The sequence below is a fragment of the Enterococcus sp. DIV0724b genome (genome assembly GCF_050531475.1).
GTDB lineage: Bacteria > Bacillota > Bacilli > Lactobacillales > Enterococcaceae > Enterococcus_L > Enterococcus_L haemoperoxidus.
Window position 1 is genome coordinate 772,266 of sequence record NZ_CP172890.1, and the last position, 19,413, is coordinate 791,678.

20 protein-coding genes and 1 pseudogene are annotated in these 19,413 nt (G+C 37.1%); all 21 read left to right on the forward strand.

The annotated features are described in order from the left end of the window. The first annotated feature begins 23 nt into the window (after nucleotides 1–23). On the forward strand, nucleotides 24–953 hold the full coding sequence (gene fabD / locus IGJ02_RS03635) for an ACP S-malonyltransferase (protein WP_430603330.1): 930 nt from the start codon (nucleotides 24–26) through the stop codon (nucleotides 951–953). A gap of 3 nt (nucleotides 954–956) precedes the next feature. After that, nucleotides 957–1,694: a 3-oxoacyl-[acyl-carrier-protein] reductase gene (gene fabG, locus IGJ02_RS03640; RefSeq protein ID WP_010760448.1), complete on the forward strand. Its 738-nt coding sequence runs from the start codon at nucleotides 957–959 to the stop codon at nucleotides 1,692–1,694. A 26-nt stretch (nucleotides 1,695–1,720) separates the two neighbouring features. After that, nucleotides 1,721–2,956 (forward strand): beta-ketoacyl-ACP synthase II, encoded by a 1,236-nt coding sequence (gene fabF, locus IGJ02_RS03645; RefSeq protein ID WP_010760449.1) that lies wholly within the window; start codon nucleotides 1,721–1,723, stop codon nucleotides 2,954–2,956. Between the two features lies 1 nt (nucleotide 2,957). Next, on the forward strand, nucleotides 2,958–3,443 hold the full coding sequence (accB, locus tag IGJ02_RS03650) for an acetyl-CoA carboxylase biotin carboxyl carrier protein (protein WP_010760450.1): 486 nt from the start codon (nucleotides 2,958–2,960) through the stop codon (nucleotides 3,441–3,443). A gap of 2 nt (nucleotides 3,444–3,445) precedes the next feature. After that, the gene (fabZ, locus tag IGJ02_RS03655; protein ID WP_010760451.1) at nucleotides 3,446–3,865 is read left to right on the forward strand and encodes a 3-hydroxyacyl-ACP dehydratase FabZ; all 420 of its coding nucleotides are present in this window, start codon (nucleotides 3,446–3,448) and stop codon (nucleotides 3,863–3,865) included. Nucleotides 3,866–3,872: 7 nt separating this feature from the next. Next, nucleotides 3,873–5,243: an acetyl-CoA carboxylase biotin carboxylase subunit gene (locus IGJ02_RS03660; RefSeq protein WP_430603331.1), complete on the forward strand. Its 1,371-nt coding sequence runs from the start codon at nucleotides 3,873–3,875 to the stop codon at nucleotides 5,241–5,243. Nucleotides 5,244–5,257: 14 nt separating this feature from the next. Further along, complete coding sequence (gene accD, locus IGJ02_RS03665) at nucleotides 5,258–6,124, forward strand: acetyl-CoA carboxylase, carboxyltransferase subunit beta (RefSeq protein ID WP_430603332.1); 867 nt, start codon at nucleotides 5,258–5,260, stop codon at nucleotides 6,122–6,124. 2 nt (nucleotides 6,125–6,126) lie between these two features. Further along, complete coding sequence (locus IGJ02_RS03670; RefSeq protein ID WP_430603333.1) at nucleotides 6,127–6,912, forward strand: acetyl-CoA carboxylase carboxyl transferase subunit alpha; 786 nt, start codon at nucleotides 6,127–6,129, stop codon at nucleotides 6,910–6,912. Between the two features lie 397 nt (nucleotides 6,913–7,309). Next, nucleotides 7,310–7,741, forward strand: coding sequence for a hypothetical protein (locus tag IGJ02_RS03675; RefSeq protein WP_010760456.1), 432 nt, complete (start codon nucleotides 7,310–7,312; stop codon nucleotides 7,739–7,741). Nucleotides 7,742–8,127: 386 nt separating this feature from the next. Further along, a complete protein-coding gene (locus IGJ02_RS03680; RefSeq protein WP_010760457.1) occupies nucleotides 8,128–8,655 on the forward strand; it encodes a YqeG family HAD IIIA-type phosphatase in 528 nt (175 codons plus the stop codon). Then, on the forward strand, nucleotides 8,652–9,767 hold the full coding sequence (gene yqeH / locus IGJ02_RS03685; protein ID WP_430603335.1) for a ribosome biogenesis GTPase YqeH: 1,116 nt from the start codon (nucleotides 8,652–8,654) through the stop codon (nucleotides 9,765–9,767). The genes IGJ02_RS03680 and yqeH overlap by 4 nt, the downstream gene beginning before the upstream one ends. Nucleotides 9,768–9,798: 31 nt before the next feature. After that, on the forward strand, nucleotides 9,799–10,110 hold the full coding sequence (yhbY, locus tag IGJ02_RS03690; RefSeq protein ID WP_010760459.1) for a ribosome assembly RNA-binding protein YhbY: 312 nt from the start codon (nucleotides 9,799–9,801) through the stop codon (nucleotides 10,108–10,110). Between the two features lie 18 nt (nucleotides 10,111–10,128). Then, nucleotides 10,129–10,773 carry a nicotinate-nucleotide adenylyltransferase gene (locus tag IGJ02_RS03695; protein WP_430603337.1) on the forward strand — a complete coding sequence of 215 codons (645 nt, stop codon included), beginning with the start codon at nucleotides 10,129–10,131 and terminating at the stop codon, nucleotides 10,771–10,773. Then, the gene (gene yqeK, locus IGJ02_RS03700) at nucleotides 10,763–11,356 is read left to right on the forward strand and encodes a bis(5'-nucleosyl)-tetraphosphatase (symmetrical) YqeK (protein WP_430603339.1); all 594 of its coding nucleotides are present in this window, start codon (nucleotides 10,763–10,765) and stop codon (nucleotides 11,354–11,356) included. The genes IGJ02_RS03695 and yqeK overlap by 11 nt, the downstream gene beginning before the upstream one ends. 201 nt (nucleotides 11,357–11,557) lie before the next feature. After that, complete coding sequence (gene rsfS, locus IGJ02_RS03705) at nucleotides 11,558–11,896, forward strand: ribosome silencing factor (protein WP_034682970.1); 339 nt, start codon at nucleotides 11,558–11,560, stop codon at nucleotides 11,894–11,896. A gap of 1 nt (nucleotide 11,897) precedes the next feature. Next, nucleotides 11,898–12,635 carry a class I SAM-dependent DNA methyltransferase gene (locus IGJ02_RS03710; RefSeq protein ID WP_034682967.1) on the forward strand — a complete coding sequence of 246 codons (738 nt, stop codon included), beginning with the start codon at nucleotides 11,898–11,900 and terminating at the stop codon, nucleotides 12,633–12,635. Nucleotides 12,636–12,761: 126 nt separating this feature from the next. Further along, a complete protein-coding gene (locus IGJ02_RS03715; RefSeq protein ID WP_010760464.1) occupies nucleotides 12,762–13,931 on the forward strand; it encodes a nucleotidyltransferase in 1,170 nt (389 codons plus the stop codon). A gap of 93 nt (nucleotides 13,932–14,024) precedes the next feature. Next, the gene (locus tag IGJ02_RS03720) at nucleotides 14,025–14,744 is read left to right on the forward strand and encodes a YebC/PmpR family DNA-binding transcriptional regulator (RefSeq protein ID WP_010760465.1); all 720 of its coding nucleotides are present in this window, start codon (nucleotides 14,025–14,027) and stop codon (nucleotides 14,742–14,744) included. A gap of 455 nt (nucleotides 14,745–15,199) precedes the next feature. Then, nucleotides 15,200–17,383 carry a hypothetical protein gene (locus IGJ02_RS03725; protein WP_430603341.1) on the forward strand — a complete coding sequence of 728 codons (2,184 nt, stop codon included), beginning with the start codon at nucleotides 15,200–15,202 and terminating at the stop codon, nucleotides 17,381–17,383. Nucleotides 17,384–17,458: 75 nt separating this feature from the next. Further along, nucleotides 17,459–18,072, forward strand: a pseudogene (locus tag IGJ02_RS03730) (WxL domain-containing protein); the annotation flags it as partial. Between the two features lie 129 nt (nucleotides 18,073–18,201). Further along, a complete protein-coding gene (locus tag IGJ02_RS03735) occupies nucleotides 18,202–19,236 on the forward strand; it encodes a DUF916 and DUF3324 domain-containing protein (protein ID WP_430603343.1) in 1,035 nt (344 codons plus the stop codon). Nucleotides 19,237–19,413: the final 177 nt, after the last annotated feature.

The window sequence follows — 19,413 nt, forward strand, 5'->3', positions numbered from 1 at the left end:
TTTTAAAGTAAAGGAGTAAAATAATGAAAACAGCTTTTATATTTAGTGGGCAAGGTGCTCAGTATATCGGTATGGGCAAGGACTTGTTCGAGCAAGAGAGCATTGTTCAAGAAACATTTCAAGAAGCAAGTGATGTTCTAGGATACGACATGGCAGAACTTTGTTTTACTGAAAATGAGCAGCTAAACGAAACGATGTATACACAGCCTGCTATTTTAACAGTCAGTATTGCTTTTTATCGTCTTTTACATTCTAAGGGCTATCAGCCGGATGTTGTGGCGGGGCTGAGCTTAGGTGAATATAGTGCGCTTGTGGTGAGTGGTGCGATTTCATTTAAAGAGGCAGTGCAATTAGTTGCTAAAAGAGGAAAGTTAATGACTGAAGCTGCTCCTACAGGTACTGGGAAAATGGTTGCAGTGATGAATGCTGAACGTTCATTGATCGAAAAATGTTGTCAGGAGGCAAGTAGCATTGGTATCGTTTCTCCTGCAAACTATAATACGCCTCAGCAAATCGTGATTGGTGGAGAAACGCCCGCAGTTGATAAAGCGGTAGAATTATTAACTGCAGCAGGTGTGAAGCGGATGATTCCTTTAAAGGTAAGTGGTCCATTTCATACAGAATTATTGAAGCCTGCTTCCGAAAAATTAGCAATAGAACTTGAAAAAATAAATTTTGCAGAAATGACGATTCCTGTGATTAGTAATACTACAGCACAAGTAATGGAGCAAGCAGAAATAAAAGAATTATTAGAAAAACAAGTAATGTCTGCTGTCCGTTTTGCTGATAGTATCGAAACAATAAAAAAAATGAATGTTGATGTAATTATAGAGGTTGGACCAGGAAAAACATTGACTGGTTTTATCAAGAAGATCGATAAAGAATTGAAAACAGCTCGTGTTGAGGATGAAAAAACACTATCTGAAACTGAAGCTCTTTTAAACGGGAGGTAACGAATGGAACTTAAAGGAAAAAATGTGTTTGTTACAGGAAGCACACGAGGAATTGGTAAAGCTGTTGCGTTAGCTTTTGCTAAAGAAGGAGCAAATATTGTACTTAATGGGCGTGGAGAAATTAGCACTGACCTAATTGCAGAAGTAGAATCTTATGACGTCAAATGTGTTGGGATCTCTGGAGACATCGCTAGTTTTGAATCAGCAGGGGAAATGATCCAAGCTGCAATTGATGGTTTAGGTTCAATTGATATTCTAATCAATAACGCAGGAATCACGAATGATAAATTATTATTAAGAATGTCAGAGGAAGATTTTACCCGTTGTATTCAAATCAATTTAACCGGGACTTTCAATATGACACAACAAGCAATCAAACGAATGATGAAACAACGCAGCGGAAGAATTATCAACATGTCTAGTGTTTCTGGGTTGATTGGTAATATAGGTCAAGCCAACTATGCGGCAAGTAAAGCCGGGGTCATTGGGTTTACAAAATCTGTAGCACGAGAAGTTGCAGCACGAGGAATCACATGTAATGCCATTGCACCAGGTTTTATCGAAACTGAAATGACAGATGTTTTATCTGATAAAGTCAAAGAACAAATGAATCAGCAAATTCCATTACAAAAATTTGGTCAAGTAGAAGATATTGCAAATGCAGCTATCTTTTTGGCGAAAAGTCCATACGTGACAGGTCAGGTCTTAAATGTAGATGGCGGTTTAGTCATGCACGGCTAATGAACAAGCTTGAAAGGAGCGGTTGAATGAATCGCGTAGTTATTACAGGTTATGGTGTGGCATCCCCAATCGGGAATGATGCAGAAACCTTTTTAGAAAGTTTACAAACTGGAAAAAACGGAATTGGTCCGATTACTAAATTTGATGCGAGTGAAACAGGTATTGCATTAGCAGCAGAAGTAAAAGATTTTCCTTTCGATAAGTATTTTGCCAAAAAAGATGCGAAACGAATGGATATGTTTTCCCTATTTGGTATTTATGCTGCATTAGAAGCGATGGAAATGAGTAAATTAGATACGGAACAAATCGATGTCGACCGTTTTGGTGTCATAGTAGGTTCTGGTATTGGTGGACTTCAAACGATTCAAGATCAAGTGACTCGAATGCGTGAAAAAGGTCCTAAAAGAGTGGCGCCTTTATTTATACCAATGGCAATTGGAAATATGGCAGCTGGTAATATTGCTTTGCGTGTTGGAGCAAGAGGAACTTGTACGGCAACAGTTACAGCTTGTGCTACAGCGAATAATTCGATCGGTGAAGCATTTAGAAATATCAAACATGGTTATTCAGATGTATTATTAGCAGGAGGAACGGAAGCATCTATCACTGAAATCGGGATTGCAGGCTTTGCTTCTTTAACAGCAGTTACTTCTGAGGAAGATCCAAATAGAGGATCGATTCCTTTTGACAAAGACCGCAGTGGATTTGTGATGGGTGAAGGAGCTGGGATTTTAGTTTTGGAATCTTTAGAGCATGCTCAAAGAAGAGGAGCTAAGATTTTAGGGGAAATCGTTGGATATGGTTCAAACTGTGATGCTTACCACATGACGTCACCAAGACCAGATGGAAGCGGTGCGGCCAAGGCGATGAAACTAGCAATGGAAGAGGCTGCAATTGATTCTGATAAAGTAGGGTATATCAATGCTCATGGAACAAGCACGCCTTCAAATGATGTTGCAGAAACAAAAGCTATTCAAACCGCATTGGGTGAAGCCGCTAAAAATGTTCGTGTCAGCAGCACGAAGAGCATGACTGGACACGCATTAGGTGCAACAGGCGGTATTGAAGCAATTGCAACATTGAATGCGCTACAGCATCAATTTATTCCACCAACGATCAATATTGAGCAACTTGATGAAGCCATCGAAATAAATATTGTCACAAATGAGAGTCAAAAACATGAATTTGATTATGCATTAACAAATTCTTTTGGCTTTGGTGGTCATAATGCAGTACTCTGCTTAAAACGTTGGGAGGATTAAGATGAATATCAATGAAGTGAAAGACTTATTAACACAGTTTGACGAATCGACATTAACTGAATTTGATCTTAGAGAAGGTTCGTTTGGTCTTTATATGAATAAAAACAAAGTGACACAAAAAACATCGTCAGGTGAAGTAAAACAAGTAACTGACAATAATACAACGAACCAAGAAACAACAGAAGTTACGAGTCAAATAATAGAAGTAAAAGAAGCTGTAAAAACCGAAACAATACCAGAAAATACAGAAGAGATCATCTCACCAATTGTAGGTGTGGTCTATTTAAAACCGGCGCCTGATAAAGAAAACTTCAAACAAGTTGGCGATTCTGTGAAAAAAGGTGATGTGGTTTGTATTGTTGAAGCGATGAAGCTGATGAATGAAATCACCGCGACGGTCGATGGAGTGATTACTGAAGTCTTGATACAAAATGAAGATGTTGTTGAATTTAATCAACCACTTTTCCGTGTATCTAAGGGAGTGTAATGATGAATATTCAAGAGATAAAAGAAATTATCCCTCATCGTTATCCATTTTTACTATTGGATACAGTCGAAGAAATCGTTGTGGGTGAAAAAGTTATCGCCAAGAAGAATGTCACGATAAATGAGCCTTTTTTTCAAGGTCATTTTCCAGGAGAACCTGTTATGCCAGGTGTTTTAATTCTTGAAGCGCTTGCTCAAGCAGGCGCCGTAGCATTATTGTCTATGCCTGATTTTAAAGGTAAGACAGCCTATTTTGGCGGTATCGACAAAGCCAAATTTAGACAAAAAGTTGTTCCAGGTGATACGTTGATGTTAGAAGTAGAAATTATGAAAGTAAAATCAATAGCCGGCATCGGCAAAGGAACTGCGACTGTGAATGGGAAAAAAGTAGCGGAAGCAGAATTGACCTTTATGATTGGATAGGTGAGCTATGTTTTCAAAAGTTTTAATTGCAAATAGGGGAGAAATCGCAGTTCGGATCATTCGTGCATGTCGTGAATTAGGAGTGCAGACCGTTGCGGTATATTCTGAAGCAGATAAAGAAGCGTTACACACACAGCTTGCAGATGAGGCTATTTGCATTGGACCAGCGAAAGCTGCTGATTCATATTTAAATGTACAGAGTGTACTAAGTGCAGCGATCGTAACCAATGCTGAAGCAATTCATCCAGGTTTTGGTTTCTTATCGGAAAATAGTCAATTTGCAGCGATGTGTGAAGAATGCAATATTACCTTTATCGGTCCAAAAGCAGCAACGATTGATGCAATGGGAAACAAAATCAACGCACGTGAACTGATGCAAAATGCTAACGTACCAGTTATTCCTGGAAGCACTGGCGTAATTGTCTCCGTTGAAGAAGCTTTAAAAATTGCTGATGATATCGGTTATCCAGTTATGCTCAAAGCAGCAGCTGGTGGTGGTGGTAAAGGGATTCGTAAAGTGATGAGCAAAGAAGAATTACCACAGCATTTTACCTCAGCGCAGCAAGAAGCAAAAGCGGCTTTTGGTAATGATGATATGTACCTAGAAAAAATTATTTATCCAGCTCGTCATATCGAAGTTCAAATTTTAGGTGATCAGTATGGGCATGTGATCCATTTAGGTGAACGTGATTGTTCTTTACAAAGAAATAATCAAAAAGTTCTTGAAGAATCGCCATCAATCGCGATTTCTCCTGAGAAACGTCAGTTAATAGGTGAAACGGCCGTACGTGCAGCTGAAGCTGTTCATTATGAAAACGCTGGAACAATCGAATTTTTGATGGATAAATCGGGTGAATTTTATTTTATGGAAATGAATACACGGATTCAAGTTGAACATCCTGTTACAGAAATGGTTACGGGAATCGATCTTGTTAAAGCACAGTTGAAAGTTGCTTCAGGTGAAGAATTACCATATGCACAAGAAGATATTAAAATCACAGGACATGCAATCGAATGCCGGATCAATGCTGAAAATCCTGCCTTTAATTTTGCTCCGTCTCCTGGTAAAATCAACAATTTGTTGCTTCCGAGTGGTGGAATGGGATTAAGAGTGGATAGTGCAATGTATTCTGGTTATACGATTCCACCTTTTTATGATTCTATGATTGCTAAAGTGATCGTTCATGGAGATGACCGCATGGATGCTTTGATGAAAATGCAGCGGGCCCTTCACGAGATCGTAACGGATGGGATCATCACAAATTCAGAATTTCAGCTAGATTTGATTACGCATAAAAATGTCTTAGCTGGCGATTATGATACGAGCTTTTTACAAGAAACATTTTTACCAAATTGGGAACCAGAAAGCGATAATTAAAAAGGAGCAGGTGTATGGCTTTATTTAAAAAGAAAAACTACATTCGAATCAATCCGAATCGCGCAGGGGACCAGTCTTCTGTAAAAAAACCTGCAGTTCCTGATAACATGTGGGCGAAATGCCCTTGTTGCAAACGTACGCTATATACAAAAGATATGGGGGCAGAAAAAGTCTGCCCTTATTGCGGTTATAGCTTTAGAATCGGTGCTTGGGAACGACTAGCATTGACGGTAGATGAGAAAAGTTTTGAAGAGTGGGATACAGAGTTAGTAACAAAGGATCCGTTAGACTTTCCTGGTTATTTGGATAAAATTGCTATGATGCAGGAAAAAACAGAACTACATGAAGCAGTTTTGACAGGGAAAGCTAAAATTGATGGTCAAGAAATCGGTATAGGAGTAATGGATGCTAATTTTATTATGGGAAGCATGGGAACCGTTGTCGGAGAGAAAATCACACGTTTATTTGAACGTGCAACAGAACAACGCTTGTCAGTGATCATCTTTACTGCTTCAGGAGGAGCACGGATGCAAGAAGGGATTTTCTCTCTGATGCAGATGGCAAAAATCTCTGGTGCACTTAAACGTCATAGTAATGCAGGATTACTTTACATTACTGTATTGACGGATCCAACAACTGGCGGTGTTACTGCTAGTTTTGCGATGGATGGTGACGTTATAATAGCCGAGCCTCAAAGTTTGATCGGATTTGCTGGACGTCGAGTGATCGAACAAACGATCCGACAAGAATTACCAGATGATTTTCAAAAAGCCGAGTTTTTACTGGATCATGGATTTGTTGATAAAATTGTTCCTAGAAACCAGTTACAAGAAGTACTTAGTAAGTTGATCAAGATTCATACGATGAAAGGGTGGAAATAACGATGGAAAAAACTGCCAATGATATTGTCACCTTAGCTCGGGCACAGGATCGTTATACTACTTTAGAGTATATTACAGCAATTTTTGATAATTTTATGGAGTTTCATGGAGATCGCTACTTTGGCGATGATTTAGCTGTTGTCGGTGGTATCGCAACGTTAGAGGATAAACCAGTGACGGTCGTTGGGATCCAAAAAGGGCGCAACTTACCTGAAAATATTGAACGAAATTTTGGTGCACCACATCCAGAAGGATATCGTAAAGCCTTGCGTTTAATGAAGCAAGCAGAAAAATTTGGACGTCCAGTCGTTACGTTTATCAATACCGCAGGAGCATATTGTGGTATTGAGGCAGAAGAACGCGGCGAAGGGGAAGCAATCGCTAAAAATTTGATAGAAATGGCTGATTTAAGTGTGCCGATCATTGCGATCATCATTGGTGAAGGTGGCAGTGGTGGGGCCTTAGCCTTAGCTGTAGCTGATGAAGTTTGGATGTTGGAACATACCATCTATGCGGTATTGTCCCCTGAAGGATTTGCCTCGATTCTTTGGAAAGATGGTAGCCGTGCGAAAGAAGCAGCAGAATTAATGAAAATTACTGCTACTGAATTAAAAGAATTAACAATCATTGATCGAGTGATTCCAGAAGAAATGAATGGTGAATCCTTGGAGCAACCTAAGATCAATCGAATGATCCAAAAGGCACTTATTAGTAAGTTTTCTGAGCTTTCAAAATGGGAGACCGAAATTCTATTGGAAAAGCGTTATCAAAGATTCCGAAAATTTTAAAGCAAATCGAAAATTTCTTATTAGAATAAGTAAAAGTATGAGGTTGGGACAGAATATGTTGCTGCTCCCACCGTTTATTCGATTTTTAAGGGTTCAAGATATAACTTTTATAGTTATATCTTGAACCCTGTTTTTATTTGTTATTATTTGTACTAAATAATTATGTGTAAATTAGAAAAAATCTATATTTTTTAAAATATAACAAACGTACTAAATTTAGAAAGGTAATAAAATAAAAAGAGAATTTAGTTATAAATTTCATACATTTCTAAATGTTTAAGTTACTGTTACAAAGAACGATTTCTCCTTTTTTTTGTAGATATCTTTGATAATATAGAGTGAGTTTGGTACAGCTGACCAAACGTTAATAATTTATTAGAGAAGGAGAAGATAAGTGATGAAAAAATTAGCTATTTTAGGAAGTGTAATGGGCGTATTATTATTTGGTGCATTCACTCAAGGAACATCTGTAGAAGCAACAACTGTAAGTCAACCGGTAAAAAGTGAAATGGCTTTTCTTAAGTCTGGCACCCCTGAATTTACGAAAGAAGAGATTCAACAGACAAATGCTTTAAAAACTTTTAAAGGGGATACAATCATCCTGACGTCAATCAATCCAAATCCAAAATATGAATTGAAAATTGGTGAAATTGATACTAATGGGACTGGTTTTTACAATGTACAGCCTGTAAAATTGAATAAGATTGATCCTCAACTTTCTTTGATTAATGTTTCAAAAACGCTAAAAGAAAGTATGTTTATCATGTTTTACGTAGAAAAATCAAATCCTAATGTTACAGTGGATTATTTCTTCGTCAATGAAATATAATCAGATAATTAAATAAGAAACAACTGAGACGAAATATTAAAATCTGAAAAATAAGCTAGGGCCTACGAAAATTGGACGTCAGCATATTTCCGAGATTGTCAACTCATAGTGCTTTAGAGTATAGAAGTTGATAAGGTTGAATCAGAGTGTAGTATCTTCTTTAGTTGTAACGTTTATTGGATTTTAGGGGTATGAGACATAACTTTTATAGTTATATCTCATACCCTTTTTTAAACTTTAATTCGGCAGAGAAAGTTTTTAGTTATGATTATGAGTATCAGAAGAATAAAAAGATGAAATTTTATTAAAAATAGCGTATAATCAAGAAGCGAATAACAAAATGGGGAGCCTATATGTTGCTCCTCTTTTACTATTAAGGAGATAATATGTTTTCAAAATATAAACCAACATGGATGGTTGATGCGATTTACAAAATCACACCCAACCAACTAAAAAAATTAGGAATCAACGCTGTTCTGACTGATTTAGATAATACCTTGATTGCTTGGGATAATCCTGATGGAACAGAAGAGCTATTGACGTGGATCTTAGAAATGAAAAATGCTGGAATTCCAGTTGTGGTAGTATCAAATAATAAGTCTAGCCGAATTAAACGAGCAGTTGAGAAGTTTGAATTAGATTATGTATCTAGAGCATTAAAGCCATCAACTAGAGGGTTTAAAGAGGCACAAAAGAAGCTAAATATGAAACCAGAAGAATTAGTAATGGTCGGTGATCAGATCATGACTGATATTAGAGGAGCAAATGCTGCAGGAATCAGAAATATTTTAGTTCGTCCTATTGTTGATACGGATGGATGGAATACAAGAATCAATCGATTTTTTGAACGGAAAATCATGAAACATTTAGCAAAAAAACATCCAGATATGATATGGAAAGGCGGACTAGAATGAGCGAGCAAGAAGCAATTCATTGCATCGGTTGCGGTGCAATCATTCAAACAGAACAGCCAGATGAGCTAGGTTATACGCCAAAGGCTGCGTTTGAGAAGGGCATAGAGACAGGGGAGGTTTATTGCCAACGCTGTTTTCGTTTAAGACATTACAATGACATTCAAGATGTTCAACTGACGGATGATGATTTTTTACGTTTGTTAAATGAATTGGGCAAAGAAGATGCTTTGATCGTGAACGTTGTCGATATTTTTGATTTTAATGGGTCGTTGATTCCTGGCTTACACCGATTTATTGGGGATAATCAAGTTTTGATGGTAGGAAATAAAGTCGATATTTTACCAAAATCATTAAAGAAACCTAAGATGATTCAATGGATGAGGGAGCGTGCGCATGAAGAAGGCTTACGTCCTGTTGATGTTTTGTTGACTAGTGCCAAGAAACCTCAGGAAATGGAAAACTTACTTGAAACGATCGAAAAATATCGTGAAGGTAAGGATGTTTATGTGGTTGGGGTGACCAATGTTGGAAAATCAACGCTAATCAATCAAATCATTAAGCAGACTGCAGGTGTTCAAGATGTTATTACAACGTCTCAATTTCCAGGAACAACATTAGATAAAATTGAAATTCCTTTGGATGACGGACATTTCTTGATCGACACACCAGGGATCATTCATCGCCATCAAATGGCGCATTACTTAGGTAAAAAAGACTTAAAAATCATTGCGCCGCAAAAAGAGATCAAACCAAAAGTATATCAGTTGAACGCTGAACAAACATTATTTTTAGGTGGTTTAGCTCGATTTGACTTTATTCAAGGGGAACGTAGTTCATTTATTGCTTATGTTTCAAATGATTTATCGATTCATCGCACTAAATTAGCTACAGCAGATGCCTTTTATGAAAAACATGTTGGCGGATTATTACAACCGCCGCGTCCAGATGAAGTAGCAGAATTTCCAGAGTTAGTTCGTTTTGAATTTTCAATCAAAGAAAAAACAGATATCGTATTTGCTGGACTTGGTTGGATCACGGTAACAGAACCATGTGTAGTTGCCGGATGGGCACCTAAAGGCGTGGATGTTTTAAGAAGAAAAGCGTTGATTTAATCATAAGTGAGAACAGAGAGAAGGAAAATTAGTGGAATTAAGAGGAAAACAAAAGCGTTTTTTACGTAGTCAAGCACATCATTTACAACCAATTTTTCAAATTGGTAAAGGCGGCTTGAATTCTGCGATGGTTGTACAAATCAATGAAGCTTTGGAAAAACGTGAACTGATCAAAGTCACATTACTACAAAATACCGATGAGATTGCTGAAGATGTGGCAGTTGCGTTAAAAGCAGATATCCATTGTGATATCGTTCAAATCATTGGTCGTGTATTAGTTTTATTTAAACCATCATCTAACGAAAAATACCAAAAAATCTCTAAAGAAGTTAAAGCAATTTAAAACTTGGAGGTAAGAAAAATGGGGACAAATACGAATGCAGCATTAAAAGCAGAAGTAATTGTGGAAGAAGCTGAGCTTTTTCAAAAGCGTAAACAGGTAGGAATTTTAGGCGGGAACTTTAATCCGGTTCATTTGACACATTTAGTGATGGCTGACCAAGTGCAACAACAGCTTGGGTTGGACAAAGTTTATTTGATGCCTACTTATTTACCGCCTCATGTGGATGAAAAAAAGACGATCGATAGCCAACACCGATTAGCCATGTTGGAACTTGCGATTGCTGACAATCATAATTTGGCTGTTGAGCCCATCGAGTTATTCCGTAAGGGAAAAAGTTATACCTATGATACGATGAAAGCTTTAACACAAAATAATCCAGATACGGATTACTATTTTATCATTGGCGGAGACATGGTAGAATATTTACCAAAGTGGTATAAAATCGATGAATTGCTAACATTGACTAATTTCGTAGGAATTCGTCGTCCAAATTATGGAACTGTCACAACTTATCCGATTATTTGGGTGGATGTTCCTCAAATGGATATTAGTTCAACAATGATTCGGGAAAAGATCAAGAATGGTTGTTCTACGCGCTACTTATTGCCTGATAGTGTGATACACTATATAGAAGAGAAGGGGCTGTATGTAGATGGATTTTAGCGGACAATATACATCGTTTAAACGCGAAGAATTGATGCAAGAAGTTCAGATGCATATGAGTGAACGGCGGTTTCAACATGTTTTAGGTGTAGAGGAAATGGCCATAGCTTTAGCAGCTAAATATGGTGCTTCTAAAGAAAAGGCAAGTATTGCTGCCTTGACTCATGATTATGCGAAAGAACGTCCAGATCAAGAGTTTGAAATGATTATCCAACGGGATGGTTATGATCAAGATCTTTTGAATTATGGCAATGCAATTTGGCACGGTCTTGTTGGTGCTAGTATGGTTCAAAGAGAGCTAGGAATCAATGACGAAGAGATTTTAGAAGCAGTCCGTCTGCATACGACAGGTGCGGCTAAAATGAGTCTGTTGGATAAAATCATTTATGTCGCTGATTATATTGAACCAGGTCGAAACTTTCCAGGTGTAAAAGAAGCACGGGAATTGGCTTTGGTTGATTTAGATGAAGCAGTTGCATATGAAACAAAACACACATTGTTGCATCTTATTGAACAGGAACGAAAAATTTATCCGAAGACGATTGAAACATATAATTATTGGGTAGTAAGAAAAGCTGACTGAGCTCGGTTAGCATTGACAGAAAAATAGGGAATACTGTAAGTGACGCTATTTGTCACAAACAGAATTCATCTTTTTTCCAAGATGCTAGCTCAAGAAGCTAGAGCAAGGAAAAGCTGACTGAGCTTGTTCAGTATCGAATGAGAAACAAAATCAAAAATTTTAATTAACTAATGGGAGGAAACCATCATAGATAGTCAACAGATTTTAGAAATCGCTGTAAAAGCAGCAGATTCAAAAAGAGCAGAGGAAATTGTCGCTTTAGATGTGCATGAAATTTCACTTTTAGCAGATTACTTTATGATTTGCCAAGCTACAAGTGAACGTCAAATCAATGCCATTGTGGAAGAAATTATTGAAAAAGAAGAAGAAGCAGATGTAGAAGTGAAACGTATTGAAGGAAAAGATGGCGGTAAATGGGTATTGATCGACCTAGGTGATATCATTGTTCATGTCTTTCAATCCGCAGAACGTGGATTTTACAATTTAGAAAAACTTTGGTCAGATGCGCCAATGGTTGATCTTCACGCTTGGGTCGAGTAATATGGCATATGAAACATTTGCTTTTGTTTACGACGAAGTAATGGATGATAGCTTGTATGATCAGTGGCTAGAATTTTCAAAACGTCATTTACCAGAAGGAAAAATGGATGTTTTGGAAATGGCTTGTGGGACTGGAGCGCTAGCTGTGAATTTTGCAAAAGCTGGGTTTACAGTAACAGCATTGGATTTGTCAGAAGAAATGTTGATGATGGCCAGTAAACGAGCTGCTGAAGAAGAAGTTCATGTTCAGTTTGTACAAGGGAACATGATGGACTTATCTGAAATGGGGCAATACCATGCGATTACTTGTTTTTCCGATTCGCTGTGTTACATGGCAAATCGTCAGGAAGTCCAACAAGTATTTGACGATGTCTACCAAGCGTTAGAAGAAGAAGGCGTCTTTATTTTTGATGTTCATTCGGTTTACCAAGTAGACAAAGTGTTTCCAGAATACAGTTATCATTACCAAACAGAAGAATTTGCCTTTTTGTGGGATAGTTATCCTGGTGAAAAAGAGCATAGTATTGAACACTTTCTAACATTCTTTGTAAAAGAGCATGAAAGTGATGAAGTATTTATCCGTCAAGATGAATTACATCAAGAACGTACTTATACAATGGAAAACTATCTGATGATGCTTGAAAGTGCAGGTTTCATGAATGTCGAAGTCTATGCGGATTTCGAGGATGTTGCACCTACAGAAGAAAGCAAACGTTGGTTTTTTGTTTGTAAAAAATAATTTAAAAAATGAGTGGAGCAGAACTTTTCAACGTTTTGCCCGCTTATTTTTCTTTTGTTTCAGTAATAAAATAAACATGGTATGATGGAGCTCTAATAGAAACGATCTGGATAAAGGAGAATAAAGATGAAAAGTTGCGGTATTATAGTTGAATACAATCCTTTTCATAACGGACATCAGTACCATGCAAAAATGGCGAGAGAAATGAGTGGAGCAGATGTTATAATTGCTGTGATGAGTGGAAATTTTTTACAACGAGGTGAACCTGCTATTATCGACAAATGGACACGAGCCAAAGAAGCCTTGAGTCATGGTGTCGATTTAGTTATTGAATTGCCGTTTGCGTATGCTGTACAATCAGCAGATTACTTTGCTGCAGGTGGCATCAAGCTACTTCAGACGTTACATTGTGATGCAGTGTGTTTTGGCACTGATCACCAAACAGAGATGGATTATGAACTGTTTGGGAAGTTTGTGAATATGAACAAGACAGAGATCGATCAAACGTATCAACAAATTAAAAACAACGGTATGAGTTATCCGCAACAAATGACAGAGGTTTTTCGTAAACTGTATCCTAAAAGTGGCTTGGATTTTTCTTCACCTAATCATATTTTAGGATTAAGTTATGCTAAAGAAAATGCTACGTATGAAAACCCAATGACGTTATATCCTTTAAAACGGGAACAAGCAGGCTATCATGACACAAACATATATCAAGATTTTGCTAGTGCCACTGCAATTAGAAAAGCGGTGTTCTCAGAAAAATTAGATCAGATCAAACAAGTACTACCAGAGCAAGTAGCAATCGATTTGGTGGAATCACCGAACGTTTCTTGGGAAGATTATTGGCCATTATTAAAGTATAAATTGATCAGTAGCTCAATTAAAGAACTACAAACGATTTATCAAATGAAAGAAGGCATCGAATATCGCCTACAAGAAGCGGCTAAAACCTCTGACTCTTTTCAAACTTTTATGGAACAGGCAAAAACAAAACGCTATACATGGACTCGTTTGCAGCGCCTTGCGACATACGTTTTAAATAATGTGAAACAACAGGAAATAGAAAATTCTTGGAATCATAGTCATTTACAAGTTCTGGGATTTACTGAGCAAGGACAACGGTTTTTACGAGAAGAAAAAAAGAATCTGGTATTGCCTCTAATCACAAAAGTGTCCAAGAGTTTGAATTCTCAATTAGCATTAGATATTCGCAGCAATCAGCTTTATCAGTTAGGCGACCCTAATATTTTAGAACAAAGTTTTGGTCGTTTTCCAATTCGTATCTCTTAAAAGCAAAAAACACTTAACAAAAGTCCGTTTGCCAAGTATAATGAGAAAGGCACTACAATCAAAAATAATAATGAATGAAAGCGAAGTGAGAATATGGGTCGTAAGTGGGCAAATATTAAAGAGAAAAAAGCTGCCAAAGACGCAAATAACAGCCGAGTTTATGCAAAATTCGGAATTGAGATTTACGTAGCAGCGAAATCGGGTGATCCTGACCCTCAAGCAAATCAGAAATTACGGTTTGTTATCGAGCGCGCAAAAACATATAATGTTCCAAAACATATCATTGATCGAGCAATCGAAAAAGCCAAAGGTTCTGGTGATGAACAATATTCTGAATTACGTTATGAAGGATTCGGTCCAAACGGTTCAATGGTCATCGTGGATGCATTGACAAATAATGTAAACCGTACAGCTTCGGATGTACGTGCGGCATTTGGTAAAAATGGCGGAAATATGGGGGTCAGCGGTGCTGTAGCTTATATGTTCGACCATACAGGTGTGATTGGATTTGCAGGGGATGACGCTGATGAAATTCTTGAATATCTGATGGAAAAAGACATTGATGTTCGTGATGTTACAGAAGAAGAAGGCCAAATCATTGTCTATACAGAGCCAGAAGATTTACATGCAGTGCAAGAAGTGCTAAAAGAAAAAGGAATCGAAGAATTTTCAGTAGCAGAATTAGAAATGATTGCACAAAATGACGTAGAATTAACTGGAGAAGATTTAGAGCAATTCGAACGAATGATTGATGTTTTAGAAGATCTTGATGATGTTCAAAAGGTTTATCATAACGTTGATTTAGGTGAGTAAGAAAGAGAGAATCCTTAGTTATTAAGGGTTCTTTTTTATTTCTGCATAAAAAAACCCTTCATACACACACTATATGAAGGGAAACACAATATGAAAAAACTAAGAACAATAATATAATAGCACTTTTATTTTGAATTCTCAAATATTTCGATCTTTAACGAAATTTTTGAGAATTTAACCTTGATAAGACAATAGAAAAATGGAAATGAAATGTTCGACAAATACTTGATTCAGGTTTTATATTTACCTCTCACTATTTTTAAACGAATTGCTATAAAACAGCAATCGCAAATATTTTACTTTATTTAGGTCGGAGTATAGAATCAATGTAACGAAATAAGTTTTTTTGTTCCTTTTTTTTACATAAAATAATTTTTAAATTATATTTTTTTATTATTTATAGTATTGAAAGCTGAATCTATTAAATAATCGCTAGTCAATGGGGGGGCGCTAATGTGAAACGTAAATGGTTATTTCTATTTTTGGTAGGATTGATGCTTGGCATACTACCAATCGATGGATATCAAGTTTTTTCAGAAGAAGAAATTGATAATGGACAGTCCGAAATGACGAGGGACATCCAAGAACGTTTGGTTACAGTAGGGTCAGGTGCCCTTAGTGGAACATACGCTACTGGAAGTAATGGACAATCTGTTATCACAATGACATATACTTATACGCCTACGCTAGATTTATCATTAGGTGGACAACCTCTAATCATACTCCAGTTACCAGCTGAAATAGCGAATCAAATCAATGGCAGTACAGCAAAGCAACAGAGTTTTTTATCATTACTCACAGGAACTGTGACGCTTCCAGCTGCACTAGTTGGAAGTAGATCGTATGATATTCACGATACTACACGCGGCTTTTCTTTGGCGTATAGTAGTACTTATAATTCAGTATATGTAACATTTCCTACTAATGTTGTAAGTTTATTAGGTCTCAGTCGCTGGGCAGTTAGTTTTAGTTTTGACGTAGCAGCATTGTATCAAAATGGCATTACGATTCCCCCAGCAAGCAATGGCATAAACTATCCTATTAAAGGGGTATTTGGTTCATCAACGGATGGCTTGAACATTATAAATTTAGTTTTAGGAAATGTTTCGCAGTCAGGCGTCATTGCACTGCCTTCAATGTCGATAGGGACAGGTGTTCCAAACGTTACAGCCCCTATTTTAAATAGTCCACTCCTAAATTTACAATCGACTGTGAGTGGTAGTATCCAACAAACACAAAATAGTGCGTATACTTATACTGTTCAATTGACGATTACACGTTCTGATGGAACCTCTGCACCAATAATTATTAACAGTATACCAGTTGATGCGGCTGGAACATTCAGCACAGTTTTAGCGTCAGCTTTACAATATGGTGATAGTATTTCAGCACTTATTATTGCGCAATCAAAGACAACAAGTAATTATATCCAAAGTCCATCTTCTACTATTCAAGCTGTTAGTTGGCCAATCAAGCCAGTGACATCTATCATAGCAACAGCAGGTGCGACTCAGCTTTCGGGTACTGCAGTACAAACGAATGCAGGAACTTATCAAGTAGCACTGCAAATAAATACTGGAACTATTTACACTACACCATTGAATGCAAACGGTAGTTTTCAGTTTTCTAATTTACCGATGTTTACTGGTGGAGAAGCTGTCAGTTTATCAGTTCAAGGATTAAGTAACCGAACTGGTTCAGTTTTAGTGACAAGCACAAATTACAATCAAACAATTCCCTATCTAACTCCAGCTATTGCAGTTGTACAGACAATTGAAAGACTAAATGCACAAGGAAATTGGGAAGCAGCTCCATCTGTTGTTACAGGGCAAACTATTCGTTATACATTAATCACAACGTTGACAAATCAGCCCGCAACTTGGAGTCAGCAGATGCTAAAAGCTTACGTTCCAAATGGAATAACGCAACTAAGTCCAGTAACATTGATTAGAACCTCAAATACGGGCGTACAAACACCAGTCTTAGGAACACAGCTTTTAACAGACTCTAATTTAAATATGCAGTATTGGTATTATCAAAATACTCTCCCTATAAATAATTTTACGCAGCCGAATACCAGTTTTAAACTGCAGTATACAGGAGTTGTCGCTCAAAATATGACTGGACAATCGTTGCCTTTTTCCAGTATTATTGGTGGATCCGACGGTGGTAACGTAGGATTTACGCCTAAAAATACTGCTAACTCGATATCAGTAGGGGACGGGACGTTACGCTTTGTTCAATCGCCACAACAAATTTCGTTTAAAAGCATTCCTGTGCCAACGAAAACAACAACTTATAGTCCAAGTATAGTGGATACTTCTTTGATTGTGGCAGACGGTCGAGTAGCCAAAAGTCAGTGGCACTTACTTGTCAGAGAAAACCAGCCGATGAAATCCACAACAACAAATAAAACAATCAATCAAGCGTTTATTTATCGGAAAAATGGACAAAATGCGCCAATAACGAGCATTGCTTCAGAAGCTTTTGCATATACTTCTCCTGATAATAACAATGTCGTTATCTCGTGGAATCAGCAAAATGGTGTGTTTTTAAATCTTACTCCTAGCGTAAATATCAATGTAAATGAATCATATACAGCACAACTGCAATGGATATTATCAGATGCTCCTTTATAATTTAGCTTTAACTTCTTACAAAAATAAGAAGTTAAAATAAAACATTGAAAGAAGGACGTAAACATAAAAGAGATCGTAGGTTCTTTGACACCAAATGCAGATATTAGTTTCTCACAAGATACAACCATAACACCGCCCATCAATCCAACGGATACTACTTCGCCTGTTACTCCTAATCCAAATGACCCTCATCAACCGGGAACAGTTGGACCATTGAGTTTGGATTATGTATCTAATTTTCATTTTGGTACGAAAGTGATTCAAACGACAGATGCTACTTATTATGCTCAGCTGGATCAAGTTGAAAATTCACTTTCTACGTTGATTAATGTTCCTAACTATGCTTAAGTAACAGACAAGTGTGGGTTAAACCTTGGATGGAAACTAACGGTTAAGCAAAATGGTCAATGTCAAACAGCGGATAGCACACCAGCTATGTTAACGAATGCTTAAATGAGTTTAATAGCTGCAACACCAAACTCTACTGAATTGATCGCACTGGCACCGCTTCTTCTCCTGTAGCTACGGTAGCGCTTTCTACAGGTATGGGAACTTGGACACTTGCATTTGGATCAGGAGCTGGAGCGGCTCAAGGCGCTAAATTGACCGTGCCTAATGCAACAACAAAAGTTGCAAATAATCAATACAAGACTACACTTACTTGGACATTGAACGATAGTCCCTTGTAATAGATAAGTTACCTGATTTGGTGATTTACATTGGGTGATTATAAGGTTGATATGCTGAGAAGAACCTGTTTTTTTATGAATAGTGTTCTTTTCAGTATAATTCTAAGGAGTCTTAAAGGAGTTTTGATGATGGATAAAAAGTTATCTGAAATTTTGGTTACTATTATTTTTTCATTGCTATCATTGATTATTGGGTCAGTCGGTCATGCTAGTGAAATCGATTTTAGTGTTAAAGCCATTTTACCGGACAACCAACGTAGTAAGGAAATTAGTTATTTCGATTTAAGAGTAATGCCAGGTGAGACCCAAACGCTTAATGTGGAGCTAACAAATGATACAGCCGAAGATATTATCGTTTATGCTTCCGCTAATACAGCGATCACAAATGATAATGGTATTGTTGATTACTCTTATAGTGATGCAAAAAAGGATTCGTCAGCAGTTTTTACATTCAATGAAATCGCCTCGATTCCTAAAGAGATTGTTCTGCCAAAAAAATCCAATAAAATAGTTGAATGCGTCATAAATATTCCAAAAGCTTCTTTTGATGGATATGTTCTAGGGGGACTTTATTTCGAGCAAAAAGAAGAAAAAGAAGCAAGGAGTGAGGGGTCTTTGGCGGTTGGTAATCGTTTTTCTTATGTTGTGGGTGTTTTACTAAGTGAGACAGATATGGAAATTAGACCGGAATTAGCGTTAAATGAAGTAAAAGTGACACAACTAAATGGTAATAATGCAGTTATTATGAATATTCAAAATAAAAAAGCTGCAATGATCAAAAAACTACAAGTGGATGCAAAACTTTATTATGAAGATGAAACAAAACCTCGCTATGAAAATCATCAAGAATCCTTAACGATGGCGCCGAATACAAATTTCAATTATAAAATCGATTTAAAGGAACAACCTTTTGTTGCGGGGAATTATATAGTTAAGGTTAAAGTGAATGATGGATATAAAGATTGGTCATGGGAAAGAAAGTTCGAAATAAAGGAAAAAGAAGCTAAAAAATATAATGCGACTGCTACCAACTTACCTCCAGATTACAAGAATCAGTTTTCTTTGACAGTTGTTGTTGGAATAGGAGCGGTGATCCTATCAGTGATTTTAGGAACCATTTTCTATTTTAATCAAAAAATAAAAAAAAAAACAGGAAAAATATGAGAAACTAAAAAAGAATCTAGAGGCTAAGAAATAACGCGACTAGTCATATCTCAGCCTCTAGGAATCTAAAACAACGGTTGAAGCAGAAGCAACTACTACGCTTCGCTTCAATCACATCAAATTCTAAGTGCTAAAATACTAAATTTTGAAGGCTTCGGAAATAAGCTGGAATTGTTG

Coding starts and splice junctions, on each gene's coding strand:
- fabD (WP_430603330.1), top strand. CDS start 24: ATGAAAACAGCTTTTATATTTAGTGGGCAAGGTGCTCAGTATATCGGT.
- fabG (WP_010760448.1), top strand. CDS start 957: ATGGAACTTAAAGGAAAAAATGTGTTTGTTACAGGAAGCACACGAGGA.
- fabF (WP_010760449.1), top strand. CDS start 1,721: ATGAATCGCGTAGTTATTACAGGTTATGGTGTGGCATCCCCAATCGGG.
- accB (WP_010760450.1), top strand. CDS start 2,958: ATGAATATCAATGAAGTGAAAGACTTATTAACACAGTTTGACGAATCG.
- fabZ (WP_010760451.1), top strand. CDS start 3,446: ATGAATATTCAAGAGATAAAAGAAATTATCCCTCATCGTTATCCATTT.
- IGJ02_RS03660 (WP_430603331.1), top strand. CDS start 3,873: ATGTTTTCAAAAGTTTTAATTGCAAATAGGGGAGAAATCGCAGTTCGG.
- accD (WP_430603332.1), top strand. CDS start 5,258: ATGGCTTTATTTAAAAAGAAAAACTACATTCGAATCAATCCGAATCGC.
- IGJ02_RS03670 (WP_430603333.1), top strand. CDS start 6,127: ATGGAAAAAACTGCCAATGATATTGTCACCTTAGCTCGGGCACAGGAT.
- IGJ02_RS03675 (WP_010760456.1), top strand. CDS start 7,310: ATGAAAAAATTAGCTATTTTAGGAAGTGTAATGGGCGTATTATTATTT.
- IGJ02_RS03680 (WP_010760457.1), top strand. CDS start 8,128: ATGTTTTCAAAATATAAACCAACATGGATGGTTGATGCGATTTACAAA.
- yqeH (WP_430603335.1), top strand. CDS start 8,652: ATGAGCGAGCAAGAAGCAATTCATTGCATCGGTTGCGGTGCAATCATT.
- IGJ02_RS03695 (WP_430603337.1), top strand. CDS start 10,129: ATGGGGACAAATACGAATGCAGCATTAAAAGCAGAAGTAATTGTGGAA.
- yqeK (WP_430603339.1), top strand. CDS start 10,763: ATGGATTTTAGCGGACAATATACATCGTTTAAACGCGAAGAATTGATG.
- IGJ02_RS03710 (WP_034682967.1), top strand. CDS start 11,898: ATGGCATATGAAACATTTGCTTTTGTTTACGACGAAGTAATGGATGAT.
- IGJ02_RS03715 (WP_010760464.1), top strand. CDS start 12,762: ATGAAAAGTTGCGGTATTATAGTTGAATACAATCCTTTTCATAACGGA.
- IGJ02_RS03720 (WP_010760465.1), top strand. CDS start 14,025: ATGGGTCGTAAGTGGGCAAATATTAAAGAGAAAAAAGCTGCCAAAGAC.
- IGJ02_RS03735 (WP_430603343.1), top strand. CDS start 18,202: ATGGATAAAAAGTTATCTGAAATTTTGGTTACTATTATTTTTTCATTG.